This is a genomic window from Nonomuraea jabiensis (assembly GCF_014204795.1).
Taxonomy (GTDB): Bacteria; Actinomycetota; Actinomycetes; order Streptosporangiales; family Streptosporangiaceae; genus Nonomuraea; species Nonomuraea jabiensis.
This window is the reverse complement of the sequence record NZ_JACHMB010000001.1, coordinates 3,321,536-3,341,601: the sequence shown is the minus strand read 5'-3', so window position 1 is coordinate 3,341,601 and position 20,066 is coordinate 3,321,536. Positions and strand designations below refer to the sequence as shown.

The following is a 20,066-nucleotide window of genomic DNA, read 5'->3' as shown; positions in this document are numbered from 1 at the left end:
CACGGGAGACTGAACCATGCCGGCTGCCGTTCTCGTTGGCGCCCAGTGGGGCGATGAGGGCAAGGGCAAGGCCACCGACCTGCTCGGTGGCGACGTCGACTACGTCGTCCGCTATCAGGGTGGCAACAACGCGGGACACACCGTGGTCATCGGGGACCAGAAATACGCGCTGCACCTTCTACCGACGGGAATCCTGTCGCCCGACGTGGTCCCCGTGATCGGCAACGGCGTGGTCATCGACCCCGGCGTGCTGCTGAGCGAGATCGACGGGCTGGCCGCGCGCGGCATCTCCGCCGAGCGCCTGCTGATCTCCTCGAACGCCCACCTGATCATGCCGCACCACAAGGCCCTCGACAAGGTCACCGAGCGCTACCTCGGCAAGGCCCGGATCGGCACCACGGGCCGCGGCATCGGGCCCGCGTACGGCGACAAGATCGCCCGTATGGGCGTGCGCGTCCAGGACCTGCTCGACCCGGGCATCCTGGCCAAGAAGATCGAGGTCGCCCTGGGCGAGAAGAACCAGGTGCTGACCAAGGTCTACAACCGGCGCGGCATCGAGCCCGCGGCGGTCCTGGAGGAGTACCTCGCCTACGCCGAGCGCCTCAAGCCGCACATCGCCGACACCTCGCTGGTGCTCTCCAAGGCGCTGGACGAGGGCAAGTTCGTGCTGCTGGAGGGCGGCCAGGGCACGCTGCTGGACATCGACCACGGCACCTACCCCTTCGTCACGTCCTCCTCGCCGACCTCCGGGGGCGCCTGCGCCGGGGCCGGGATCCCGCCGAACCGCCTGACGAAGATCATCGGCATTCTCAAGGCGTACACGACCCGGGTCGGCTCCGGCCCGTTCCCGACCGAGCTCACCGACGAGGTCGGCGAGTGGCTGCGCCAGACGGGCGGCGAGTACGGCGTCACCACGGGCCGCAACCGGCGCTGCGGCTGGTTCGACGCGGTCATCGCCCGCTACGCGACCCGGATCAACGGCATCACCGACTACTTCCTCACCAAGCTGGACGTGCTGTCGGGGCTGGAGCGGATCCCGGTGTGCGTGGCGTACGACGTGGACGGGGTGCGGCACGACGAGATCCCGATGACGCAGACGGACTTCCACCACGCCGTGCCGGTCTACGAAGAGCTGCCGGGGTGGCAGGAGGACATCACGAGCGCGAAGTCGTTCGACGACCTGCCGCCGAACGCGCAGGCGTACGTGCGGGCGCTGGAGGAGATGAGCGGCGCCCCGATCTCGGCCATCGGCGTCGGCCCCGGCCGCGACCAGACCGTGGTGGTGCGCTCGCTCGTCTGACCGCTCACCGGCCGGGGGTGGACGGCGGAGCCGCCGCGGCGGCGGGCGTCGGCACCCCCTCGCCGGGCTGCGGGAACATGCCGTCCGGCCCGCAGTTCACCGCCTTGGCGCGGGCCCGTGCGAGGGCGGGCTCGCGATCCACCAGGTCGGCCAGCTTCGGGCCGTCGGTCCTGAGCAAGGCGACGAGCTTGGCGACCTTGCGCGCCCGCTGCGGGAGATCGTCCGGGGCCTTCTTCGGACGGTACTTCTCCACCTTGGGCAGCAACCGGCGCAGCGCCGTGCGGTAACCCTCGATCGTCGCGGCGCCGCCTTTGACGGGCTCCGGCCCCGGATCCTCCAGCAGCTCGATCGAGGCGCGGGTGAACTCCGGTATCTCGTGGAGATACGCCTGCAGCTCCATGTACTGGAAGATCGCGAAGTGCTCGGCCGTCTGATCGGACATGCTGCCGTCGGGCGCCTCCGGCTTGGGCGCCTTGGGCTTGTGCTCGAACAGGCGGGTGGCCGCGCAGACCCGATCCATCCAGGAGACGAGGTCCTGCGTGGGCGTGGGCGAGGTCGATGGAGTCGCGGGCGCCGCTGACGGCGCCGGCGCGCTGCCGGACGAGCAGCCGGTCACAACCAGCGCAGCGACGAGAAGGGCGGACAGACCGGCCTTGGGCATCGGCACTTCCTCAGCTCCTTCGCCCCGGGTGGCGCCGTTCGCGGCATTCCTAGCAGCCGCGGCCCGGGACCGGTCCCGGCGGCACATGCCGCGAACAGCGGGGAAGTGGCCACGACTTAAAGTAGGGGCATGCCTCGTTTCCGCCACATCCTGGACACCATGGCCGCCTACAAGCCGGGCAAGGTCGTAGCGACTCCCGACGGCCGGTCGTACAAGCTGTCCTCCAACGAATCCCCGTACGACCCGCTGCCGTCCGTGGTCGAGGCCATCGCCGAGGGGGCGCGCCAGATCAACCGCTACCCCGACCCCGGCGCCGTCGGGCTGACGGAGGCCATCGCGGAGCGGTTCGGGGTGCCGGCCGACAACATCGCGCTCGGCGCGGGGTCCGTCACGGTGGCGCAGCAGCTGTTCGAGTCGATCGGGGAGCCCGGGGTCGAGGTCGTGTACGCGTGGCGGTCGTTCGAGGCGTACCCGCTGCTGGCCGACCTCGCCGGGGTGAAGTCGGTCAGGGTGCCGCTGGCCGGGGAGGACCACGACCTGGACGCCATGGCGGAGGCGATCAACGAGCGCACGCGCATGGTGTTCGTGTGCAACCCCAACAACCCGACCGGCACCTCGATCCGCCGGGGCGCGCTGGAGGCGTTCCTGGACCGGGTGCCCGAGCACGTGCTGGTGGTGCTGGACGAGGCGTACCGGGAGTACGTGCGCGACGAGGACGTCCCCGACGGCCTCACCCTCTACCGGGACCGGCCTAACGTCTGCGTGCTGCGCACGTTCTCCAAGGCGTACGGGCTGGCGGGCCTGCGGGTCGGCTACCTGGTCGCGCACGAGCCCGTGGCGACGGCGATCCGCAAGACGATCATCCCGTTCGCGGTCAACCACCTCGCCCAGGTCGCGGCCGTCGCCTCGCTCAAGGCCGAGGACGAGCTGCTGGAGCGGGTCGAGCACGTGGTCAAGGAGCGTACGAGGGTCCGCGAGGCGCTCATCGCCCAGGGCTGGACCGTGCCGCCCACCGAGGCGAACTTCGTCTGGCTCCGGCTCGGTGAGCGCACCCTCGACTTCGCGGCCGCCTGCGCCGTGGAGGGCGTGGCGGTGCGGCCGTTCGCCGGGGAGGGCGCACGGGTGTCCATCGGCACCCCCGAGGCGAACGACGCGTTCCTCACCGCCGCTGCGGCCTTCCGCGGCTGAACAGCGGCTGATCAGCGGCGGGGCTGCCAGTTGAGGTAGGCGACCGACAGCAGCGCGGAGCCGTACTGCGACTGGACGGCGTGGTCGGCGTAGACCGCCGGCGCGCGTACTTCACCGACGCGCCCGCCGTGCGCGACTACCGCGACTTCGCCAGGGCCGACCACGCCATGATGACCCGCCTACCCGCCGCGCCGCTCGACCGTGGGGTCAACATGGTGCCGCGCGGGCTGTGGTTCCTGTCCACCGCCCACACCGAGGCCGACGTCGCCACCACCGTCGACGTCTTCGAGGACGCGCTTCGGTCCCTTCCGCTCGGTTGAGATCACCAGCGCCACGCCGGCCAGGATGACCAGGCCGCCGACGACCACCTGGGTCGTGATCGGCTCGTCCAGCAGGAGCGCGCCGAGCGCGACGGCCACCGCCGGGTTGACGTAGGCGTAGGTGGACACCAGCGAGATGGGGGCGTTGCCGAGCAGCCACGAGAACGCGGTGAACCCGATCAGCGAGCCCACCAGGATCAGGTAGGCCAGCGCCACCCACGACCTGGTGGTGACGGCCGACACGTCGAGCCGCTCGCCGACCCCGGTGCCGAGCACCAGCAGCCCGGCGCCGCCCACGACCATCTCGACCGCGCTGGTGGCCAGCGCGTTGGCGGGCATCTGGATCCTGCTCGACAGGAACGAGCCCACGGCCCAGGACACCGAGCCGAGCAGGACCGTCACGATCCCGACGCCGCTGCCGCCGTCGGCGCCGGTCAGCGACAGCGCCGCGACGCCGCCGAGCCCGACCAGCACGCCCGCGAGCGTGAGCGCCTTGGGACGGTCGCGCACGGCGAACCTGAACACGACCAGCCACAGCGGCACCGAGGCCACCAGGAGCGCCGCCAGACCCGTGGAGATGTACTGCTCGGCCACCGCCAGCAGCCCGTTGCCGGTGGTCAGCAGCAGCACGCCCACGACGGCCGCGCCCAGGAACTGCCGGCGCGACATCTTGAAGGCCGACGGCCCCGACCGGATCAGCAGGAAGCCCGCGAGCAGGGCGGCGGCGGTGATGAACCGCAGGGCCCCGCTGAGCATGGGCGGGATCGACTCGATCGCGACGCCGATCCCGAGGTACGTCGAACCCCAGACCACGTAGACGACCGCCAGGGCGCCCCAGATGAGGACAGTGGGCCGGCTGTCAGTGGTGTCCGTACGCATGGCTCATGACTGTACCGGGCGACCCCGACAGAACTCTCGCAGGTATCAGACCTAGCACTATGGCGGGATATTAGCGATCAGCGGCATTCCCGCCACTGTCCTCCCACCTGCGAAGAGTGACACGATCCTGCACAGTCACCCCGCCCGCCATGAAAGGAACGGTCCCCTGATGTCCGACAACGCCGCCGCGCTCGCCCACTTCGCCGCCCGCCTCGCCTTCGAGACCGACGTCTCGGACGTGGCCGCCGACCTGGCCGCCGGGGTCCCCGGCGTCGTAGTCGTCGACTCGCGCAGCCGGGAGAGCTGGGACCAGGGCCACATCGAGGGCGCCGTGCACCTCCCGACCGCCGAGATCGCCGCGAGGGCGCCCGGCCTGGTCCCGGCGGAGGCCCAGGTCGTCACGTACTGCTGGGGGCCGGGGTGCAACGGCGCCACCAGGGCGGCCCTGGAGTTCGCGAAGCTGGGTTACCGGGTCAAGGAGATGATCGGCGGCTTCGAGTACTGGGCGAGGGAGGGCTTCCCCGTGGAGACCGCCTCGGGCGTCACCCGGCGCCCCGTGGACGCCCTCACGGCGCCGGTGTCCGGCATCGCCTGCGCCTGCTGACGCGCACGGCCCGCAACACCGGACGAATCAGCCCGAAACCGGCCACTTCCGTACCACGACTCCCAGCCTCCGACCTGCGGAAACACACCGAGCCACGTGGTGTTGGACGAAACCGCGGCACCTCGGCCAGAAACACACAGCCGGAACGCGCGCGAGGGCGGAAGATCGACGCCTGAAAGAATTGGCGCCCCCGTCCGAATCCCGTCGATCGGGGGCACCCGAGAACATACCCGGATCTACACGGGTCAACCAATAAGTTCACAAGAGTCAACGCGTGAGTTCGCAAAGATGACATCGATTGTCAACGCCATCGTGTTGCTCAGGTCATACGAAAACCCTCAACAGTCACACACGACTCCGTAATGCACACAGCGGGGCGGCGGCCCCCGGCCGGTATCAAGACCAGCCCCAGGAGCGTTTCCAGCCTCAAAAGACGCCTCAGGCCCGTACGGCGGGCAGCACGAAGTGCCGCCCCGCGGGCGCGGACCCCGCCCGTGACGCTCGGTGCCGAGAGGCGGCCCGGCACCGAAACGCTCAGTCCCGGACCCTCATCGGGGCCCGAGCTTCTCCACGATCAGCCGGTACAGCTGGCGCGGACGGCCAGGCTGCGGTGTGCGGTTCGGCGGTAGCGGCCACGCGAGTCCCTCGTCAACCAACGTGCGCAGCAACCGCCGAGCCGTACGCGGCGTCACTCCCAGCATCTTGCCCGCGCCCTCGGCGTCCACCACGGTGTCTCCGCCTTCGAGCTTGGCCGCCAGCCGGGCCAGTACTTCCACTCCCTTCGGTTTGAGTGCGTTGGACCCGGTCGGTGGCATCCGCGGGGCCGGGATGAGCGCCCGCCCCTCGCGGTCCACCGCGAATCCCTGTGCCTGTTTGCCCGCCTGCGTGCGGGCCAGTGCCGCCCGGGCGTGCGACTCCGCGTCATGCGTCGTGCGCCCCATGCCCACGCCGACCTCGACCGCCAGTCCCAGCTCGTCCCTGATCCTGGCCGCGAACGGCAACACCCTGAACCCGTCCGTCGCCGCCGCGATCGAGCCTCTGGTAGCGGTAACCAGATAGCTGTGATCGTCGATCGGCCAGACGGTGGCGTTGATCCGGTTCGCCTCCTGGACCAGGAGCCGGTGCAGCGACAGCCGCAGCTCGTCGCGCCAGTAGCGGGGGGCCGCGCGGCGCACGGGTTCGCGCAGCGTCGGCACCTCCACCAGCACCACGGTGAGCTGTGACTCCTCCAGCCGGTGGTGTGCCCCCAGCAGCGCCGCGGTGTGCAGCGCCGTGCGGACCGCCGCCGAGGTCGGCCTGATCCTGATGACCGGTACGCCCGCGGCGTGCAGGCGTTCGGCCACCGCGGGCAGGCACGTCAGCGCCCCCGAGGTGGCTCCCTGCCTGGCCAGACGTTCGTGGTAGGCCGCGATCGTGCCGGTGGCACCCGGCTCGTCGCGGCTGTGCACGTCCGTCGCGGGGATGCCGAGGTCGGTGTACGCCTCCTCGACATCGGCCCGGCTCACCACGTCGATGCTGACCCGCTGGGGGTCGATGCGGGTGTCGAGCGCGGCCTTGGCCAACGCCGCCACCAGTGCTGCTCCGCCGAGTTGGACGTACGTCGCCGGCATCGTCAGCACGCCGGAACGCCTGGCCAGGTCATAGGGGACCGGGCTGGCGAACAAGCATGCGTCGACTCCGGGTCCGAGCCGCGTCACCTTGTCGGGCGCCTCCTGTTCGTCGCGGTATGCGGCCGCGACCAGGCGACACGGCAGCGGAGCCGCGGCATGACCCATCAGCATGACTCGCTCGACCAGGTCGTGGGGTCCGACCACGCCGATGGTGAGGTCCGGTGTCATAGCGCCCGGGCGTGACACTCGGGGAGTTTCTTCGGCCCTCTCGACCAATGTTCGTCCCATCCTGCCGTCCGTTGCAGTGCTCTCTTTTGGAACGATCGCTCGCGGGGGCCGTAATGTCACGCCCGACTTTTCCGGAAAGTCGTTCAGGTTGACCGCCCGACTAGATGTCCTAGCAGCTCAACGAGGTTTTTCTGGCGTTTTTTAGCGCTCTGAAATCTCTCGTGTAATGTCCGCACCGAGAGCGCGCATTCGGGCGGCGAGATGCGCGTGGCCGCGATCGATGAGGTATCCGGAGTCGATCTGGGTCTCCCCCTCGGCCGCGAGGCCGGCGAGCACCAGGGCGATGCCGGAGCGAAGATCGTGGGCCGTCACCCGGGCGCCGACCAGCGGCGTGCGGCCGCGCACGATGGCCCGGCTGCCGTCGACCTCGACGTTCGCGCCCATCTTGTTCAGCTCTCCGGCCAGGGCGAACCTGCCGTCGAAGATGCGCTCGTGGATGTAGCTGGTGCCGTCGGCGAGCGCCGCGACGGTCATCATCGGCGACTGCAGGTCGGTGGCGAAGCCGGGGTAGGTGTCGGTGATGATGTTGATCGGGCGCAGCGGGCCCTCGCACCGCACGTGCAGGACGGCGCCCTGCCGGGCGAACTCGACGCCCATCTGCTCCAGCTTGTAGCGGACGACGCCCAGGTCGAGGCCCGTGCCCACCAGGCTCAGCTCGCCCCCGGTGATCGCCGCGGCCATCGCGAACACGCCCGCGTCGAGCCGGTCGGGCATCACCGTGTGCTCGACGGCGTGCAGCTCCTCCACGCCCTCCACGGTGATGAACCCGGTGCCGCCGCCGCTGATCCGCGCGCCCATCTTGGTCAGCATGTCGATGACGTCGAGCACCTCGGGCTCCAGGGCCGCGTTCTCGATCACGGTGGTGCCCTTGGCCAGGGCGGCGGCCATGATGAGGTTCTCGGTGCCGGTGTGGGACGGGGTGTCGAGGTAGAGGGTCGCGCCGGTCAGGCCGGACGCCTTGACGTGGATGACGGTCTCGCCCTCGTCCACGAGCGCGCCCAGCCGCTTGTAGCCGAGGTAGTGGAAGTCGAGGTTGCGGCTGCCGAGATTGCAGCCGCCGATCCCCTCGATGATCGCCTCGCCCAGCCGGTGGAGCAGGGCGGGGGTGAACAGGACGGAGCCGCGGAAGCGCCTGGCGATCTCTGCCGGCAGAACGGCGCTGGTCAGCCTGGAGGCGTCGATGACCAGCGTGCGCTCGGACTCGTGCAGCTCGACGTACGCGCCGACCGACTCGGCCAGCTCGACCGCGCGGCGGACGTCCTCGATGATCGGCACGTTGCGCAGAACGGTGCGGCCCTTGGCGGCGAGCAGAGCCGCACCGATCATGGGGAGCACGGCATTCTTCGCGCCCTGGATGAACGCGGTTCCACGCAGTGCGTTGCCACCGCGCACGCGGTAACGGACCATTCGTGCGGCTCCTTGAAATCAACGGTGAGGCTCGATCGGGCCAACAGTAGTGGGTAACACCAACTGGCCCAGCCGAATCATCCGCTAAAGGAAGCCCCCGTGATGCGCTCATATGCTTCTAGGTATCGCTGCCGCGTGCGCTCCACGATGTGGTCGGGAAGCGCAGGCGGGGGAGTTCCGGAGGATTTGTCCCATCCGGATTCGGGCGATAGCAGCCAATCACGTACAAACTGCTTGTCGAAAGAGCGCTGCGCGCGGCCCGGCTGCCACTCGTCGGCCGGCCAGAAGCGCGAGGAGTCAGGGGTCAGCACCTCGTCGCCCAGGGTCAGCACCCCCTCGGCGTCCCAGCCGAGCTCGATCTTGGTGTCGGCCACGATGATCCCGCGCTCGCGGGCGATCTCCGCGCCGCGCGTGTAGACGGCCAGGGTGATCCGCCGCAGCTCCTCGGCGGTCTCCTTGCCCACCTCCTGGACGACCTGCTCGTACGAGATCGGCTCGTCGTGCTGCCCCATGGGCGCCTTGGTGGACGGCGTGAAGATCGGCTCGGGCAGCCGGGAACCGTCCTCGAGCCCTTCCGGGAGGCGGACGCCGGAGACCGTGCCGCCGGCGCGGTACTCGTTCAGCCCGCCGCCGGTGAGGTAGCCCCGCGCCACGCACTCGACCTGCACCATCGTCAGCGGCTTGCACAGCACGCTGCGGGAGTCGTCGCCCTTGCCCAGGATGTGGTTGGGCACGACGTCCTTGAGCTGGTCGAACCACCACAACGACATCTGCGTGAGGATGGCCCCCTTGTCGGGGATCCTGGTCTCCAGCACGTAGTCGAAGACCGAGATCCGGTCGGAGGCGACCATCAGCAGCTTGTCGTCGTCGGTCCGGTAGAGGTCGCGTACCTTGCCGGAGTGCACGTGCTTCATCGGGCGATGTCCGTCCTGTGGTGGGAGCCCCGCAGCTCGATCCGGCCGACGAGGTCATAGGCCGCCTGGCGCGCGCTGTCCTGGTCGGGCCCGTGGCCGACCACGGCGAGCACCCGCCCGCCGGCGGAGACCACGTCGTCGCCCTGCCTCCTGGTCCCGGCGTGCAGCACGTACGCGTCGCCGGTCTCCTGCAGCCCCTTGATCACGTCGCCCTTGACCGGCGCCTCGGGGTAGCCCTCGGAGGCGATCACCACGGTCACGGCCGAGCCGTCCTTGAACACCGGGTCGAGCCCCAGCTCGCCCGTCGCGCACGCCATCAGCAGCCCGCCCAGCGGCGTCTCCAGCCGGTCGAGCAGCACCTCCGTCTCCGGGTCGCCGAAGCGCGCGTTGAACTCCACGACCTTCGGCCCCTTGGAGGTCAGCGCCAGCCCCACGTAGAGCACGCCCTGGTAGGGCAGCCCGCGCCGGGTCAGCTCGCCGATCGTCGGGTGCACGACCTCCCGCATGACCTGCTCGGTCAGCCCTTCGGGCGCCCACGGCAGCGGTGTGTAGGCGCCCATGCCGCCGGTGTTGGGGCCCTCGTCGCCGTCGTAGGCCCGCTTGAAGTCCTGCGCGAGCTGCAGCGGCACCGCCGTGCTGCCGTCGCACAGCGCGAACAGCGACACCTCCGGCCCGTCGAGGAACTCCTCGATCACCACGCGCTCGCACGCCCGCGCGTGCGCCAGGGCCTTGTCCCTGTCGTCGGTGACGACCACGCCCTTGCCTGCGGCCAGCCCGTCGTCCTTGACCACGTACGGCGCCCCGAACTCGTCGAGCGCGGCGGCCGCCTCCTCCTCGGTGACGCACGTCCTGGCCCGCGCGGTCGGCACGTCGGCCGCCTTCATGACCTCCTTGGCGAACGTCTTGGAGCCCTCGATCATGGCGGCGTCCTTCGACGGCCCGAAGCACGCGATGCCCGCGTCGCGCACGGCGTCGGACACCCCCGCGACGAGCGGCGCCTCCGGCCCCACGACCACGAGATCGACCCGCAGCCGCACGGCCAGCTCGGCCACCTGCCCGGGGTCGAGCGGATCGACGGGATGAAGGGTCGCCACCTCCTCGATGCCCGGGTTGCCCGGGGCGCAGTGGAGCTCGCTGACCTGGGGATCGAGGCTGAGGGAACGGCACAGGGCGTGCTCACGCCCTCCGGAACCAATGACTAGAACGCGCACGAGGTCCATTGTCGCAGGCCCGCAGCCTGGCACAGGCTGGGGCCCGGGCCACACCAATCGCCGGAATAGGGCCATAACTTTGTGGACTTCTACCTGAGCCGAGACTGTCCTGGCGAGTATCGTCAAAGAAGTTCACCCGACTGTGGTAAGTTAGGGCGGCTTCGCGGCGTCCCCATGCGATTGGAGGTGGTCCGGGATGAATCCTGGTGATCCCAGCAGTACGTGCTCGCTCACGTACACCCCGTATACCCCCGACCACTCCAATCCGGCAGCCTGATCGTGCCTCCGCGCATTCTGTGAGGTGAAGTTTCATCGCGCGTGGAGCGTGCCAGGTCGGGCGGAAAGGGACTGCCATGCGCTCGTCCACGCTTTTCCGTCGCATCAACCGTCACCCTCTTCAGACGCGCACCGCGCTCCAGCTCGCCGAGCCGGTGCGTGACATGTGCGTGCCCCCGGTCGCCTCCATCGTCGAGTACGGCGCCTACGTCCAGGGCAAGAAGGTCGCCACCACCGGCATCGACGACGCGCTCAGCCTCGTCCGCGAGCGCAACAAGGAGTCCGACGGCGCCAACGCGTTCGTCTGGGTGGGACTCCACGAGCCCGAGGCCCCCGAGGTCGAGTGGCTGTCCGAGGTGTTCGGCCTGCACCCGCTGGCCGTCGAGGACGCCGTCAAGGCCCACCAGCGCCCCAAGGTCGAGCGGTACGGCGAGTCGCTGTTCATGGTGCTCAAGACCATCGCCTACCTCGACCACGACGAGCTGACCGCCACCAGCGAGATCATCGCCACCGGCGAGATCATGGTGTTCCTCGGCCCGGACTTCGTGGTGACGGTGCGGCACGGCGACCACTGCCCGCTCACCGTGGTCCGCGAGCGCCTCGAGGACAAGCCCAAGCTGATGAACCGCGGCCCCGCCGGCGTCCTGCACGCCATCTCCGACCACGTCGTCGACCAGTACCTCCAGGTCGCCGACCTCATGCAGCTGGAGCTGGAAGAGGTCGAGGCGACGGTGTTCGCCGACGTCAGCTCCCGCGACATCAACCGGATCTACCAGCTCAAGCGGGAGATGCTGGACATGAAGCGGGCCATCACCCCGCTGCAGTCCCCCATGGCCGCGCTGCCGCAGCGTCGCGTCATCCCCTCGGACATGCGCGAATACTTCCGCGACGTCGGCGACCACCTCTCCCGGGTCTGCGAGCAGGTGGAGTCCTCCAACGAGCTGTGCAGCTCGATCCTGCAGGCCGCCCTGGCCCGCTCGAACGCCCTGGCCAACGAGGACATGCGCAAGATCTCGTCCTGGGTGGCCATCCTGGCCGTGCCCACCATGATCGCCGGGATCTACGGCATGAACTTCGACTTCATGCCGGAGCTCCACTCGGTCTGGGGCTACCCCGCGGTGCTGGCCGTCATGGTCACCGCCTGCGTGTTCCTGCACCGGGGCTTCCGCAGGAACGGCTGGCTCTAGACCCCCACCGGCTTGAGCGGGCCCACGGGCTCGGGCAGCTCCATCCCCCGCTCCCGCCAGAGCTCCCGCATCCGATCGGGATAGTCGGTGACGATCCCGGCCACCCCCAGGTCCAGCATTCGCGCCGCCAGGCCGGCCTCGTTGACGGTCCAGACCGCCACGTCGAGGCCGGCGGCCCGGGCCTGGGCCATCAGCGCCTCGTCCACCATGGCGTGCTCGGGCGAGAGCGTGGTCGCCCCGGCGTCGCGGGCGGCGGCGGGGATGTCGTCACCCAGGTCCTCGTGCCAGTGGAGGGTGTCCAGCTCGATCAGCGCGAACCGCCGCGTGCCCGGGGCGAGCCCGGCGGCATGGGTGATGATGCGCCAGTCGAAGCTGAGCACGGCCGCGTTGTCCAGCCTGCCGTGCCGGTCGAGCTCCTCGACGACCAGCTCGGTGAACAGCTCGGGGTCGGCCGTCAGATGCGGCCTGGTGGGGTCGGACTTCAGCTCGACGTGCAGCCGTACACTCTCCGCCTCGTAGGCGTTCACCAGCCCCAGCACCGCGCCGAGCGTCGGCATCCTGGTCTCGGGCATGGCGACCTGCGTCAGCGCGAACGGGTCGTCGGGGTGGCGCGGCAGCCGCACGCCCACGTCGAGCGTGCGCAGCTGCGCCAGCGTGAGGGCGTTGATCGGCTTGCCGACATAGGGGTAGAGCGGATCGTCGGCCCTGAGCGGCCGCCGGTCGGCACTGGTGACGGCGGAGACCGTGAGGTCGTGCGTGAGCACGAGCCGCCGATCGGCGGTGAGGGCGACGTCGAGCTCGAGCGCGTGAACGCCGAGCTCCATCGTGCGGCTCATCCCCGGCAGGGTGTTCTCCGGCCAGAGGCCACGAGCTCCCCTGTGACCATGTATCTCAACGCGCACACCGGGGACCCTACCTGGCCCGGGTCACGACTCGGCGGTGCCACGCCGTGTCCTTTTTATCCTGCTACGCCCCGGTCAGTACTGGAGGCCAGACCATAAGCTGGACATCATGACGGAGGTTCTCAAAACTGCCCATACCGCAACAGTTCGGGCTTGGGTGGACGGCTGGGTGATCTCCCGCAACGCCCCCCGACCCGTACCGGTGCCATGGGGCCTGCGGGTGGACGTGGGCCTGCCCGGCCACGTGTCCCGCCACATCGTCGCCGCTCCGACGCCGGAGACCCTCCACCACCTGACCGACACCCTCACGACGCCCGGGACCTGGCTCAAGCTGTGCGCCTCCGCCCCGGACGTCAGCCCCTTCCTGCCGGAGCGGTGGGCGGTCCAGGACCCGGAGTTCATGATGACGGCGCCCCTGACCCGCAGTGCCTTCCGGGCTCCCCCCGGCTACACGCTGGCCGTCACGACCCGCGCCGGGGTCACGGCGGCCCGCCTGCTGACGGCCGCGGGGGAGGTCGCCGCCAGGGGCCAGTTCGCCCTGGCGGGCCGCACGGCCGTGGTGGACCAGGTGGAGACGGCGGGCAACCACCGCCGCCGCGGGCTCGGCACCGTGATCATGCGTACGCTGGCCAGCACGGCGGCCTCGCGGGGGGCACGCACGGGCGTCCTGGTGGCCACGGCGGAAGGCCAGGCCCTCTACGAAACCCTCGGCTGGACCCTGCACACCCCCATGACCGCGGCCGTGCTGAGGAGCCCTACTCCTTGAGGCTGCGCAGCATCGGCGGATGGAGGAGCTCGGCGGGGCCGCGGCGGTAGAGCTTGGCCGGGCGGCCCCCGTCCCTGGTCGTGGTGGCGCCCGTCTCCACCAGGAAGCCCTCGGCCTTGGTGACCTTCCGGTGGAAGTTGCGCGGGTCCAGGGACCGGCCCCAGACGATCTCGTACACGCGGCGCAGGTCCGCCACCGTGAACTCCGGCGGGCAGAAGGCCGCACCCAGCGGCGTGTACTCCAGCTTGGCCCGCGCCCGCTCGATCCCGTCCTGCATGATGCGGCGGTGGTCGAAGGCCATGACCGTCAGCGAGTCGACCGGCTGCCAGCTCATGTGGGCCTTCTCCGAGGCCGGCAGGTCGGGGGCCAGGCCCAGGTAGGCGACGCTCAGGACGCGCTGGCGGGGGTCGCGGTCGGGGTAGCCGTACGTCTGGAGCTGCTCCAGGTGGACCGGCGCGCCCGGCAGGCCGGCGCGTTCGGCGAGGATGCGGTGGGCGGCGGCCGGGAGGTCCTCGTCGAGCTGGATGAAGCCGCCGGACAGGGACCACCGGCGCAGGAACGGGGGGTTGTCGCGGCGCCAGACCAGAGCGCTCAGGGCGTGGTTTCGCACGGTGAGCACGACCAGGTCGACGCTGACCGGGATGCTCGGGACCATGCAGGCACGCTACACGCTGTCAGTAGTTAGGTGACAATCCGAACGTGCAGGGGCTCCGTCGTGGCCTGGCCCGACGGACCCTTGACGGTGATGCGCACCCAGTCCCCGGCCGGCACCTGCGTCCAGTCGAACGGCACCCACGCCGTGACCATGCCTTCGGCCAGCCCTTCCTGCCGGGCCTCGTCCAGCCAGCCGACGGCCGGCACCGACAGGTCCTTCGTCCCCCCGGACCAGGTGATCGTGACGGTGCTGTCCTTGAAGTTGTAGCCGCGTACCTCCACCCCGTCCTGGATGTCGCGGCCCTTCCTGATCGCGTCCACCGCGATCGGCCGCCGCCAGTCGGCGATGATCTCCTTCTCGAGCGACGGCGTGCCGCACGTCATGAAGTCGCTCCACATGTAGGAGACGACCTTCTGCACGTACCGGCCCGCCATGGTCACGGCCTGGTCCAGACGCTTCTTGTCCGTCTTGCCGCGAGTGCCCTGCGGGGCGCACGGCTCCTTGCCGGAGGGCTCGAACGCCTCGACGTTCGCCCACAGGTCCACCTGGAAGCCGGCCGCGACCATCTCCGCGCGGGCCGCCGCCATCTCCCGGTAGTAGTCCCGCGTGGATCCGTGGTAAGCCGTCCCGTACGTCGACTCCCCCACCACCGGACGCAGCCGCTCGTCCACCTCGTCGTCACGCTGGTCCGGCCAGAACAGCCCCACCTTGCCGGTCCCCCGGCTGTCCTGGGGCGCGATGATGCCGACCCCGGTCTTGGCCAGCGCCTTGAACGCCTCAGCCACCTGCTTGGGCGTCTGCCCGAAGGGCACCCTCTTGCGCGCGTCCATGTAGGGGCTGATCAGGATGGGCTTGCCGAGCTCCTGCTCGACGATCGTGTGCTGGTCGGCGTACACCTCCAGCGTCGGGTTCGTGGCCAGGGTGTCGGCCATCTGCACCTCGAACGGCTGGTAGACGCCGCCGAGCGAGTCGCGGCCGGCGAACCGCACACCGTAGTCCTGCAGGATGCGCCGCGTCAGCGTGGTCAGCGTGCCGAGATGCTTCTTGTACGCCCTGGTGGGCGTCTGGGGGTCGCGCGGCGCCAGCGGCAGCGCCGGGAAGATCCGCATGCCGAACTGGTCGCCCAGGTCGAGGAGCTTGGCCAGGCTGTCCTCCTCCGACCCGGCCACCAGGATCAGGTCGTACGAGGTGGCCTTGCTGGAGAAGTCGCACGTGGCGTCGTCCGAGCCGTCCGGCTGGGTGAGGAGCCGGTAGTAGATCCGCTTGCCCGCCTTGATGGGGTGCTCCATCTGCGGGCAGCGGAACAGGTTGGTGCCGAACGACTCGTCCGTGCGGTAGACGTAGGTGCGGCCGACCCGGTTGCCGGGGTTGGCCTCGCGCAGGTCCCGCTCGGCCGCGTCGTGGCAGGCGAGCCCGTCCTCCTCGCACGCCTTGTAGAGCGAGTCGAGCTCCCCGTCCCTCGTCAGGATCTCGCCGGAGTCGGAGACGGTGCGGAACTGCAGGCCGTACCCGATCCTGATGATCGTGTCGCCGCCCACGCTGTGGATCTCCTCCAGCTGGCTGCGCCAGGTGCAGGGGTTGGACTTGGGGGTGATCCAGTAGCCGGTGACGGCGTACGGGGCCCGTTCTCTGGTCTCGAACGTTCCACAGTTGTCGGTGAACTCGGGCACCTTCGGCGTGGGATCGCTCGGCGACGGCTTGGGCGTCGAGGACGCGGCCGTGGGCGCCGGCTCGTCGGACGGCGGCATGACGATGACCACGGCGGCGACCACTGCCAGGATCGCTGCGCCCACAACGAGTAAGAGCCAGCGCACGGTCAGGAACCTACCCCCGCTTGACCCCGGCCCAGGACTCCAGCTGGGTCACGAAGCGCTTGGCCGAGTTCGGCCAGTGGTGGTTGGCCCGGGCCGCCGCGTAGCCGCGCGCGCCCTGCGCCCGCCGCTCCCGTACGTCGTCCCGCAGCGTCAGGACGGCCTGCGCCACCGCCTTGGGGTCCTCCCAGGGCACCACGACGCCGCTGTCATAGCGCTCCACCAGCTCGACGGCGCGCGGCGACGGGGTCGTGATGACGGGGATGCCGTGCGCCATGTACTCCACGATCTTCGTGGGCATCGAGTGGCGGTAGTTCGGCTCGTCGTGCAGCAGCGACAGCCCGGCCAGCGCCCCGTCGAGCCGCTTGAGCGCCTCGTCGTTGGGCATGAAGTCGCGCCACTCCAGCAGGCCCTCGGTGACGGCCTGGTTGAGCATCGGACGGCTCTGCGGGTCGGCGTACCCGATCAGCTCCACGGCCACCCGGTACGGCTGCAGCAGCTTCGCCACCTCGACGGCCTCGAACACGCCCCTGGCCCTGGACAGCCAGCCGAGGTAGACCACCCGGTCGTCGCCGGGAGGCGTCACGGAGTCGGGCACCCAGGTCTCGTTCGGGACGATCAGATGGGCGTGCTTGAACCTGCCCGCGTACGCCGTCTCGGCCAGCAGCAGGTGCATGTGACGCTCGGCGGTGCCTTCCAGCATGCGGGCGAAGAACCGCACGGGAGGCCGCAGCGGGGCCGGCAGCCACGGCTTGAGCGAGAGCGTGGCGGGGGTGTCCTCGTGCACGTCCCACACCACGGGCGGCCGGTTGCGTACCCCCCAGACGGCGAACAGCAGCTCGGGGTCGTGGATGAGGACGAGATCGACCTTGTCGCGCATGCGCTTGAACAGCCGCCGGGCGGCCCACACGGCCGCCATCCGCTTGCGCTGCGCGGCGCGGGGGAGGTCGACGCCGGTCACCCAGGGTCGCGGGACGACTCCGTGAGCGGTGAACGAGGCGGCGTACGTGACCTCATGACCGGCATCCACAAGGGCACGAATCTGCCTGTGCAGAATTCGAGCATCCTCGGGGTTATGCACCACCGTCATGACGAGCACGTGCACTGCGCGCAGCCCTCCGTCGCTACAGCCGCTCGACGCGTTCACCCTCGGTGAGCACACCGCGGGTGTCGAGCACGAGCCGGGCCTTGTCCTCGACCATGTCGAGGTCGAACGCGGCGTGCTGCTGCAGCAGCAGCGTCACGTCCGCGTCGATCACGGCCTTGGCCAGATCCTCCTCACGCGGCACCGGGGTGCCGTCTACCGCCCACTCCTTGACGTAGGGGTCCGCGAACGAGAGCTCGGCGCCCAGCTCCAGCAGCGCACGCGCCACCGGGAGGGCCGGAGTTTCGCGTTCGTCGGCGATGTCCGGTTTGTAGGTGACGCCGAGCATAACGACCCTGGCGCCGTTCACGGCCTTCTTATGCCGGTTCAGCAGTCGCTGGACGCGGGCCACCACGTACGACGGCATCCGCTCGTTGATCTCCTGCGCCAGCTCCACGAACCTGAACGGGTAGCCGAGCTTGCGCACGGTGTACGACAGGTACGACGGGTCGACCGGGATGCAGTGCCCGCCGACGCCCGGACCGGGCAGGAACTTCTGGAAGCCGAACGGCTTGGTCGCCGCGGCCTCGATCGACTCCCACAGGTTGATGCCGAGCTCGTCGCAGAAGATCGCCATCTCGTTGACGAGGGCGATGTTGACGTGCCGGTAGGTGTTCTCCAGCAGCTTGGCCATCTCGGCCTCGCGGGTGCCGCTGACCGGCACCACCTGCTCGATGAACTGCCCGTAGAACGCCGTCGCGCGGTCGCGGCAGGTCGGCGTGTAGCCGCCCACGACCTTGGGGGTGTTCCGCAGGCCGAACTTGGGGTTGCCGGGGTCGATGCGCTCGGGCGAGAAGGCGAGGTGGAAGTCCTTGCCCGCGACGAGCCCCGAGCTCTCCAGCAGCGGCCTGGCCACCTCGTCGGTGGTGCCCGGCCAGGTGGTGGACTCGAGCACGACGAGCGTGCCCTTGCTCAGGTTGCGGGCGACGGCCTTGGTGGCGCCCTCCACGGCGGACAGGTCCGGCCGGTGGTCCTCGTCCAGCGGGGTGGGCACGCAGATCACGATCGTGTTGCTTCTGGCCAGCACGGTCTCGTCGAGCGTGGCGCTGAACCCGTTGGCCAGCATGTGCTCGAGGTCGGCGTCGGCGAGGTCATCGATGTACGACCGCCCGGCGTTGAGCGCGTCGACCTTGGCGGGGTCGACGTCGAGGCCGACGACCCGCAGGCCGGCGGCGACCGCCTCCTTGGCCAGCGGCATGCCGACATAGCCCAGGCCGATGACAGCCAAGTCCATTTCTGTCACAGCAGCGCCTTAGAGAGCCGGAAACAACACTTCATGGTCGCAAAGGTTATCTCAAGTCCACCTAGCTCACGCCTAATGCGACCGAACACGTCAGAAGTGACAGCCAACATGAAGGTCAACATTAGGCAAGCGAACGGTATAGGGCTTGATAAGTCTCGGCAACGCGGCTCCAAGTCCGCTTGGCCGCCACTTCCGCCCGTCCGGCCTCGCCCATCTCGGCGCGCCGGGCCGGATCCTCCCGGAGCCCCGCGATGGCCTTGGCGAGCTCGGCCGGGTCGCCCGGGGGGACGAGCAGCCCGGCGCCGTCGGAGCCCACGAGCTCGGACAGAGCGGGCAGATCGCTGAGTACGACGGGCTTTCCGAGCGCCATCGCCTCCACGGGTTTCAATGGCGTAACAAGTCGGCATACCCGCAGGTCCTCTCGCGGGCAGGCGAAGATGTCGATGGCGTCCTGCGCCTGCAACGCCTCGTCGGGACCGACCCGGCCCGGCAGGATCGCGTCGCTGAGACCCAGCTCCTCGACCAGCTCCAGGAGGTTCTCGCGCTCGGTGCCGTCGCCCACGATGAGCACCCGTACGGGGGTGCCGCCGTCACGCAGCAGCGCGGCGGCCCGCAGCAGGGTGGCGAAGCCCTCGTAGGCCACGATGCTGGACACCGAGCCGACGACGATCTCATCGGGGGCGATGCCGTACGCGTTCCTGAACGAGGCGCCGTCGTAGTGGGCGGTCAGCAGCGAGTCGTCCACCGCGTTGGGCGCCAGGTGGATCTTCTCCCGCGGCACGCCGCGCTCGACGATCTCCGTGGCCATGGTCTCGGCGAGCGTGACCACGGCGTCGGCCTCGCGCATGAGGAACGCCTCGCGCTCGCGCTGGAGCACGTGCCGCTCGCTGCCCACGCGGATCGGGTCGCGCGAGGCCCAGGTCTCCTCCAGGAAGCCGCGTACCTCGTAGACGAACGGCGTGCCCGTCCTGTCGCGCACGGCGTGCGCGATGGAGCCGTTGCGGTGGTCGGTGGCGGCGTGCAGGATCTGCGGCTTGAGCTCGGTGACGAGCTTGGTGACCGCGGCGGCGCCCTTGATGATGCGCCCGCGCGTCTCGAACGGCATCTCGCCGTGCCCGTCGGGCAGCAGCCGGTAGTAGGGGATGCCGTCGAGCTCCTCGAACGGCGCCGCGTCCGCGTGCCCCTGCAGCATCGGCCAGCCCCAGCTCGTGACCACGTGCGGGTCGAGCCCGGCGGCCTGCTGCGAGGTGACGATGCGGTGGGTGCGGACGGTGTAGCCGGCCTGCGTGTACGGCAGCGCGTTCGTGACCAGGTGCAGCACCCGGCCCTCCACGCGGTCGGTGACGGCCACCTTCGGCGCGGGCGGGATCGGGTCAGGGCTGATCGCGGCCAGCTCGCCCCGGTAGTAGGCGGCCCTGCGCTTGACGAACGGGTACTTGGTGTGGGCTTCGAGCACCTCGGCGGCCTCGGTCACCCTGCCGGCGTCCCACAGCGCCTTGGCCTCGTTCCACGGCCCCTTGACCACGCGCATGCCGAACTTGCGCACGATGCGCCGGGCGCGGCGCGCGGCGGGCCACGCGACGCTGCCCACGACAGGACGCAGCCGGGGCGGGAGCGCGTCGGCGGCGGCCTGGGCCACCCGGACGGGGTCGGATTTGACCTTCGTCACGACGACGCGGGAAACGATGATCGGGTGCTGG

At 70.1% G+C, this 20,066-nt stretch carries 18 protein-coding genes; 5 read left to right on the top strand and 13 right to left on the bottom strand.

Annotated elements, in window-relative coordinates; translation table 11 throughout:
* Positions 1–16 precede the first annotated feature (16 nt).
* The gene (locus HD596_RS14980) at positions 17–1,300 is read left to right on the top strand and encodes an adenylosuccinate synthase (RefSeq protein ID WP_185069831.1); all 1,284 of its coding nucleotides are present in this window, start codon (positions 17–19) and stop codon (positions 1,298–1,300) included.
* 4 nt (positions 1,301–1,304) lie between these two features.
* Here HD596_RS14980 and HD596_RS14975 read toward each other — a convergent pair whose 3' ends face one another.
* On the bottom strand, positions 1,305–1,967 hold the full coding sequence (locus tag HD596_RS14975) for a hypothetical protein (RefSeq protein WP_185069830.1): 663 nt from the start codon (positions 1,965–1,967) through the stop codon (positions 1,305–1,307).
* A gap of 123 nt (positions 1,968–2,090) precedes the next feature.
* Here HD596_RS14975 and hisC point away from each other — a divergent pair, with 123 nt between their 5' ends.
* The gene (gene hisC / locus HD596_RS14970; RefSeq protein ID WP_185069829.1) at positions 2,091–3,149 is read left to right on the top strand and encodes a histidinol-phosphate transaminase; all 1,059 of its coding nucleotides are present in this window, start codon (positions 2,091–2,093) and stop codon (positions 3,147–3,149) included.
* A gap of 11 nt (positions 3,150–3,160) precedes the next feature.
* Here hisC and HD596_RS14965 read toward each other — a convergent pair whose 3' ends face one another.
* Together HD596_RS14965 and HD596_RS14960 are read right to left on the bottom strand one after the other, a co-directional pair.
* Complete coding sequence (locus HD596_RS14965; protein WP_185069828.1) at positions 3,161–3,313, bottom strand: hypothetical protein; 153 nt, start codon at positions 3,311–3,313, stop codon at positions 3,161–3,163.
* A gap of 15 nt (positions 3,314–3,328) precedes the next feature.
* Positions 3,329–4,348, bottom strand: a complete 1,020-nt coding sequence (locus HD596_RS14960) for an EamA family transporter (RefSeq protein WP_185069827.1) — start codon at positions 4,346–4,348, stop codon at positions 3,329–3,331.
* 169 nt (positions 4,349–4,517) lie between these two features.
* Here HD596_RS14960 and HD596_RS14955 point away from each other — a divergent pair, with 169 nt between their 5' ends.
* Complete coding sequence (locus tag HD596_RS14955; protein ID WP_185069826.1) at positions 4,518–4,952, top strand: rhodanese-like domain-containing protein; 435 nt, start codon at positions 4,518–4,520, stop codon at positions 4,950–4,952.
* A gap of 548 nt (positions 4,953–5,500) precedes the next feature.
* Here HD596_RS14955 and HD596_RS14950 read toward each other — a convergent pair.
* From HD596_RS14950 to purD, 4 genes are all read right to left on the bottom strand, one after another.
* Positions 5,501–6,790 (bottom strand): GTP cyclohydrolase IIa, encoded by a 1,290-nt coding sequence (locus tag HD596_RS14950; RefSeq protein WP_185069825.1) that lies wholly within the window; start codon positions 6,788–6,790, stop codon positions 5,501–5,503.
* A gap of 201 nt (positions 6,791–6,991) precedes the next feature.
* Positions 6,992–8,257, bottom strand: a complete 1,266-nt coding sequence (gene murA, locus HD596_RS14945; protein ID WP_185069824.1) for a UDP-N-acetylglucosamine 1-carboxyvinyltransferase — start codon at positions 8,255–8,257, stop codon at positions 6,992–6,994.
* A gap of 77 nt (positions 8,258–8,334) precedes the next feature.
* Entirely contained in the window at positions 8,335–9,171 is an 837-nt protein-coding gene (locus tag HD596_RS14940) for a phosphoribosylaminoimidazolesuccinocarboxamide synthase (protein ID WP_185069823.1), read from the bottom strand.
* A complete protein-coding gene (gene purD / locus HD596_RS14935; protein WP_185069822.1) occupies positions 9,168–10,382 on the bottom strand; it encodes a phosphoribosylamine--glycine ligase in 1,215 nt (404 codons plus the stop codon). The genes HD596_RS14940 and purD overlap by 4 nt, the downstream gene beginning before the upstream one ends.
* Positions 10,383–10,735: 353 nt before the next feature.
* Between purD and corA the strand changes: the two genes are divergently transcribed.
* Positions 10,736–11,845: a magnesium/cobalt transporter CorA gene (gene corA / locus HD596_RS14930; protein WP_185069821.1), complete on the top strand. Its 1,110-nt coding sequence runs from the start codon at positions 10,736–10,738 to the stop codon at positions 11,843–11,845.
* Here the strand turns inward: corA and HD596_RS14925 are convergent.
* Complete coding sequence (locus HD596_RS14925; RefSeq protein WP_185069820.1) at positions 11,842–12,747, bottom strand: glycerophosphodiester phosphodiesterase family protein; 906 nt, start codon at positions 12,745–12,747, stop codon at positions 11,842–11,844. The genes corA and HD596_RS14925 overlap by 4 nt on opposite strands.
* A gap of 157 nt (positions 12,748–12,904) precedes the next feature.
* On the opposite strand from HD596_RS14925, the gene HD596_RS14920 reads away from it, so the two are divergent.
* Entirely contained in the window at positions 12,905–13,513 is a 609-nt protein-coding gene (locus HD596_RS14920; RefSeq protein WP_313044091.1) for a GNAT family N-acetyltransferase, read from the top strand.
* Here the strand turns inward: HD596_RS14920 and HD596_RS14915 are convergent.
* From HD596_RS14915 to HD596_RS14895, 5 genes are all read right to left on the bottom strand, one after another.
* Entirely contained in the window at positions 13,503–14,168 is a 666-nt protein-coding gene (locus HD596_RS14915; protein ID WP_185069819.1) for an NUDIX hydrolase, read from the bottom strand. The two genes, HD596_RS14920 and HD596_RS14915, sit on opposite strands and share 11 nt — an antisense overlap.
* Positions 14,169–14,194: 26 nt before the next feature.
* Positions 14,195–15,982 (bottom strand): DUF4434 domain-containing protein, encoded by a 1,788-nt coding sequence (locus tag HD596_RS14910; RefSeq protein ID WP_185069818.1) that lies wholly within the window; start codon positions 15,980–15,982, stop codon positions 14,195–14,197.
* 10 nt (positions 15,983–15,992) lie between these two features.
* Complete coding sequence (locus tag HD596_RS14905; protein ID WP_185069817.1) at positions 15,993–17,084, bottom strand: glycosyltransferase; 1,092 nt, start codon at positions 17,082–17,084, stop codon at positions 15,993–15,995.
* Positions 17,085–17,103: 19 nt separating this feature from the next.
* Positions 17,104–18,357 (bottom strand): nucleotide sugar dehydrogenase, encoded by a 1,254-nt coding sequence (locus HD596_RS14900; protein ID WP_185069816.1) that lies wholly within the window; start codon positions 18,355–18,357, stop codon positions 17,104–17,106.
* Positions 18,358–18,487: 130 nt separating this feature from the next.
* Complete coding sequence (locus tag HD596_RS14895; RefSeq protein WP_313044088.1) at positions 18,488–20,035, bottom strand: glycosyltransferase family 4 protein; 1,548 nt, start codon at positions 20,033–20,035, stop codon at positions 18,488–18,490.
* Between the last annotated feature and the right edge of the window lie 31 nt (positions 20,036–20,066).

What these genes read in the sequence shown, in the direction of transcription:
- corA (WP_185069821.1), top strand. Translation starts at nt 10,736, where the DNA reads ATGCGCTCGTCCACGCTTTTCCGTCGCATCAACCGTCACCCTCTTCAG.
- HD596_RS14950 (WP_185069825.1), bottom strand. Translation starts at nt 6,790, where the DNA reads ATGACACCGGACCTCACCATCGGCGTGGTCGGACCCCACGACCTGGTC.
- HD596_RS14980 (WP_185069831.1), top strand. Translation starts at nt 17, where the DNA reads ATGCCGGCTGCCGTTCTCGTTGGCGCCCAGTGGGGCGATGAGGGCAAG.
- HD596_RS14940 (WP_185069823.1), bottom strand. Translation starts at nt 9,171, where the DNA reads ATGAAGCACGTGCACTCCGGCAAGGTACGCGACCTCTACCGGACCGAC.
- HD596_RS14955 (WP_185069826.1), top strand. Translation starts at nt 4,518, where the DNA reads ATGTCCGACAACGCCGCCGCGCTCGCCCACTTCGCCGCCCGCCTCGCC.
- hisC (WP_185069829.1), top strand. Translation starts at nt 2,091, where the DNA reads ATGCCTCGTTTCCGCCACATCCTGGACACCATGGCCGCCTACAAGCCG.
- HD596_RS14915 (WP_185069819.1), bottom strand. Translation starts at nt 14,168, where the DNA reads ATGGTCCCGAGCATCCCGGTCAGCGTCGACCTGGTCGTGCTCACCGTG.
- murA (WP_185069824.1), bottom strand. Translation starts at nt 8,257, where the DNA reads ATGGTCCGTTACCGCGTGCGCGGTGGCAACGCACTGCGTGGAACCGCG.
- HD596_RS14960 (WP_185069827.1), bottom strand. Translation starts at nt 4,348, where the DNA reads ATGCGTACGGACACCACTGACAGCCGGCCCACTGTCCTCATCTGGGGC.
- HD596_RS14900 (WP_185069816.1), bottom strand. Translation starts at nt 18,357, where the DNA reads ATGGACTTGGCTGTCATCGGCCTGGGCTATGTCGGCATGCCGCTGGCC.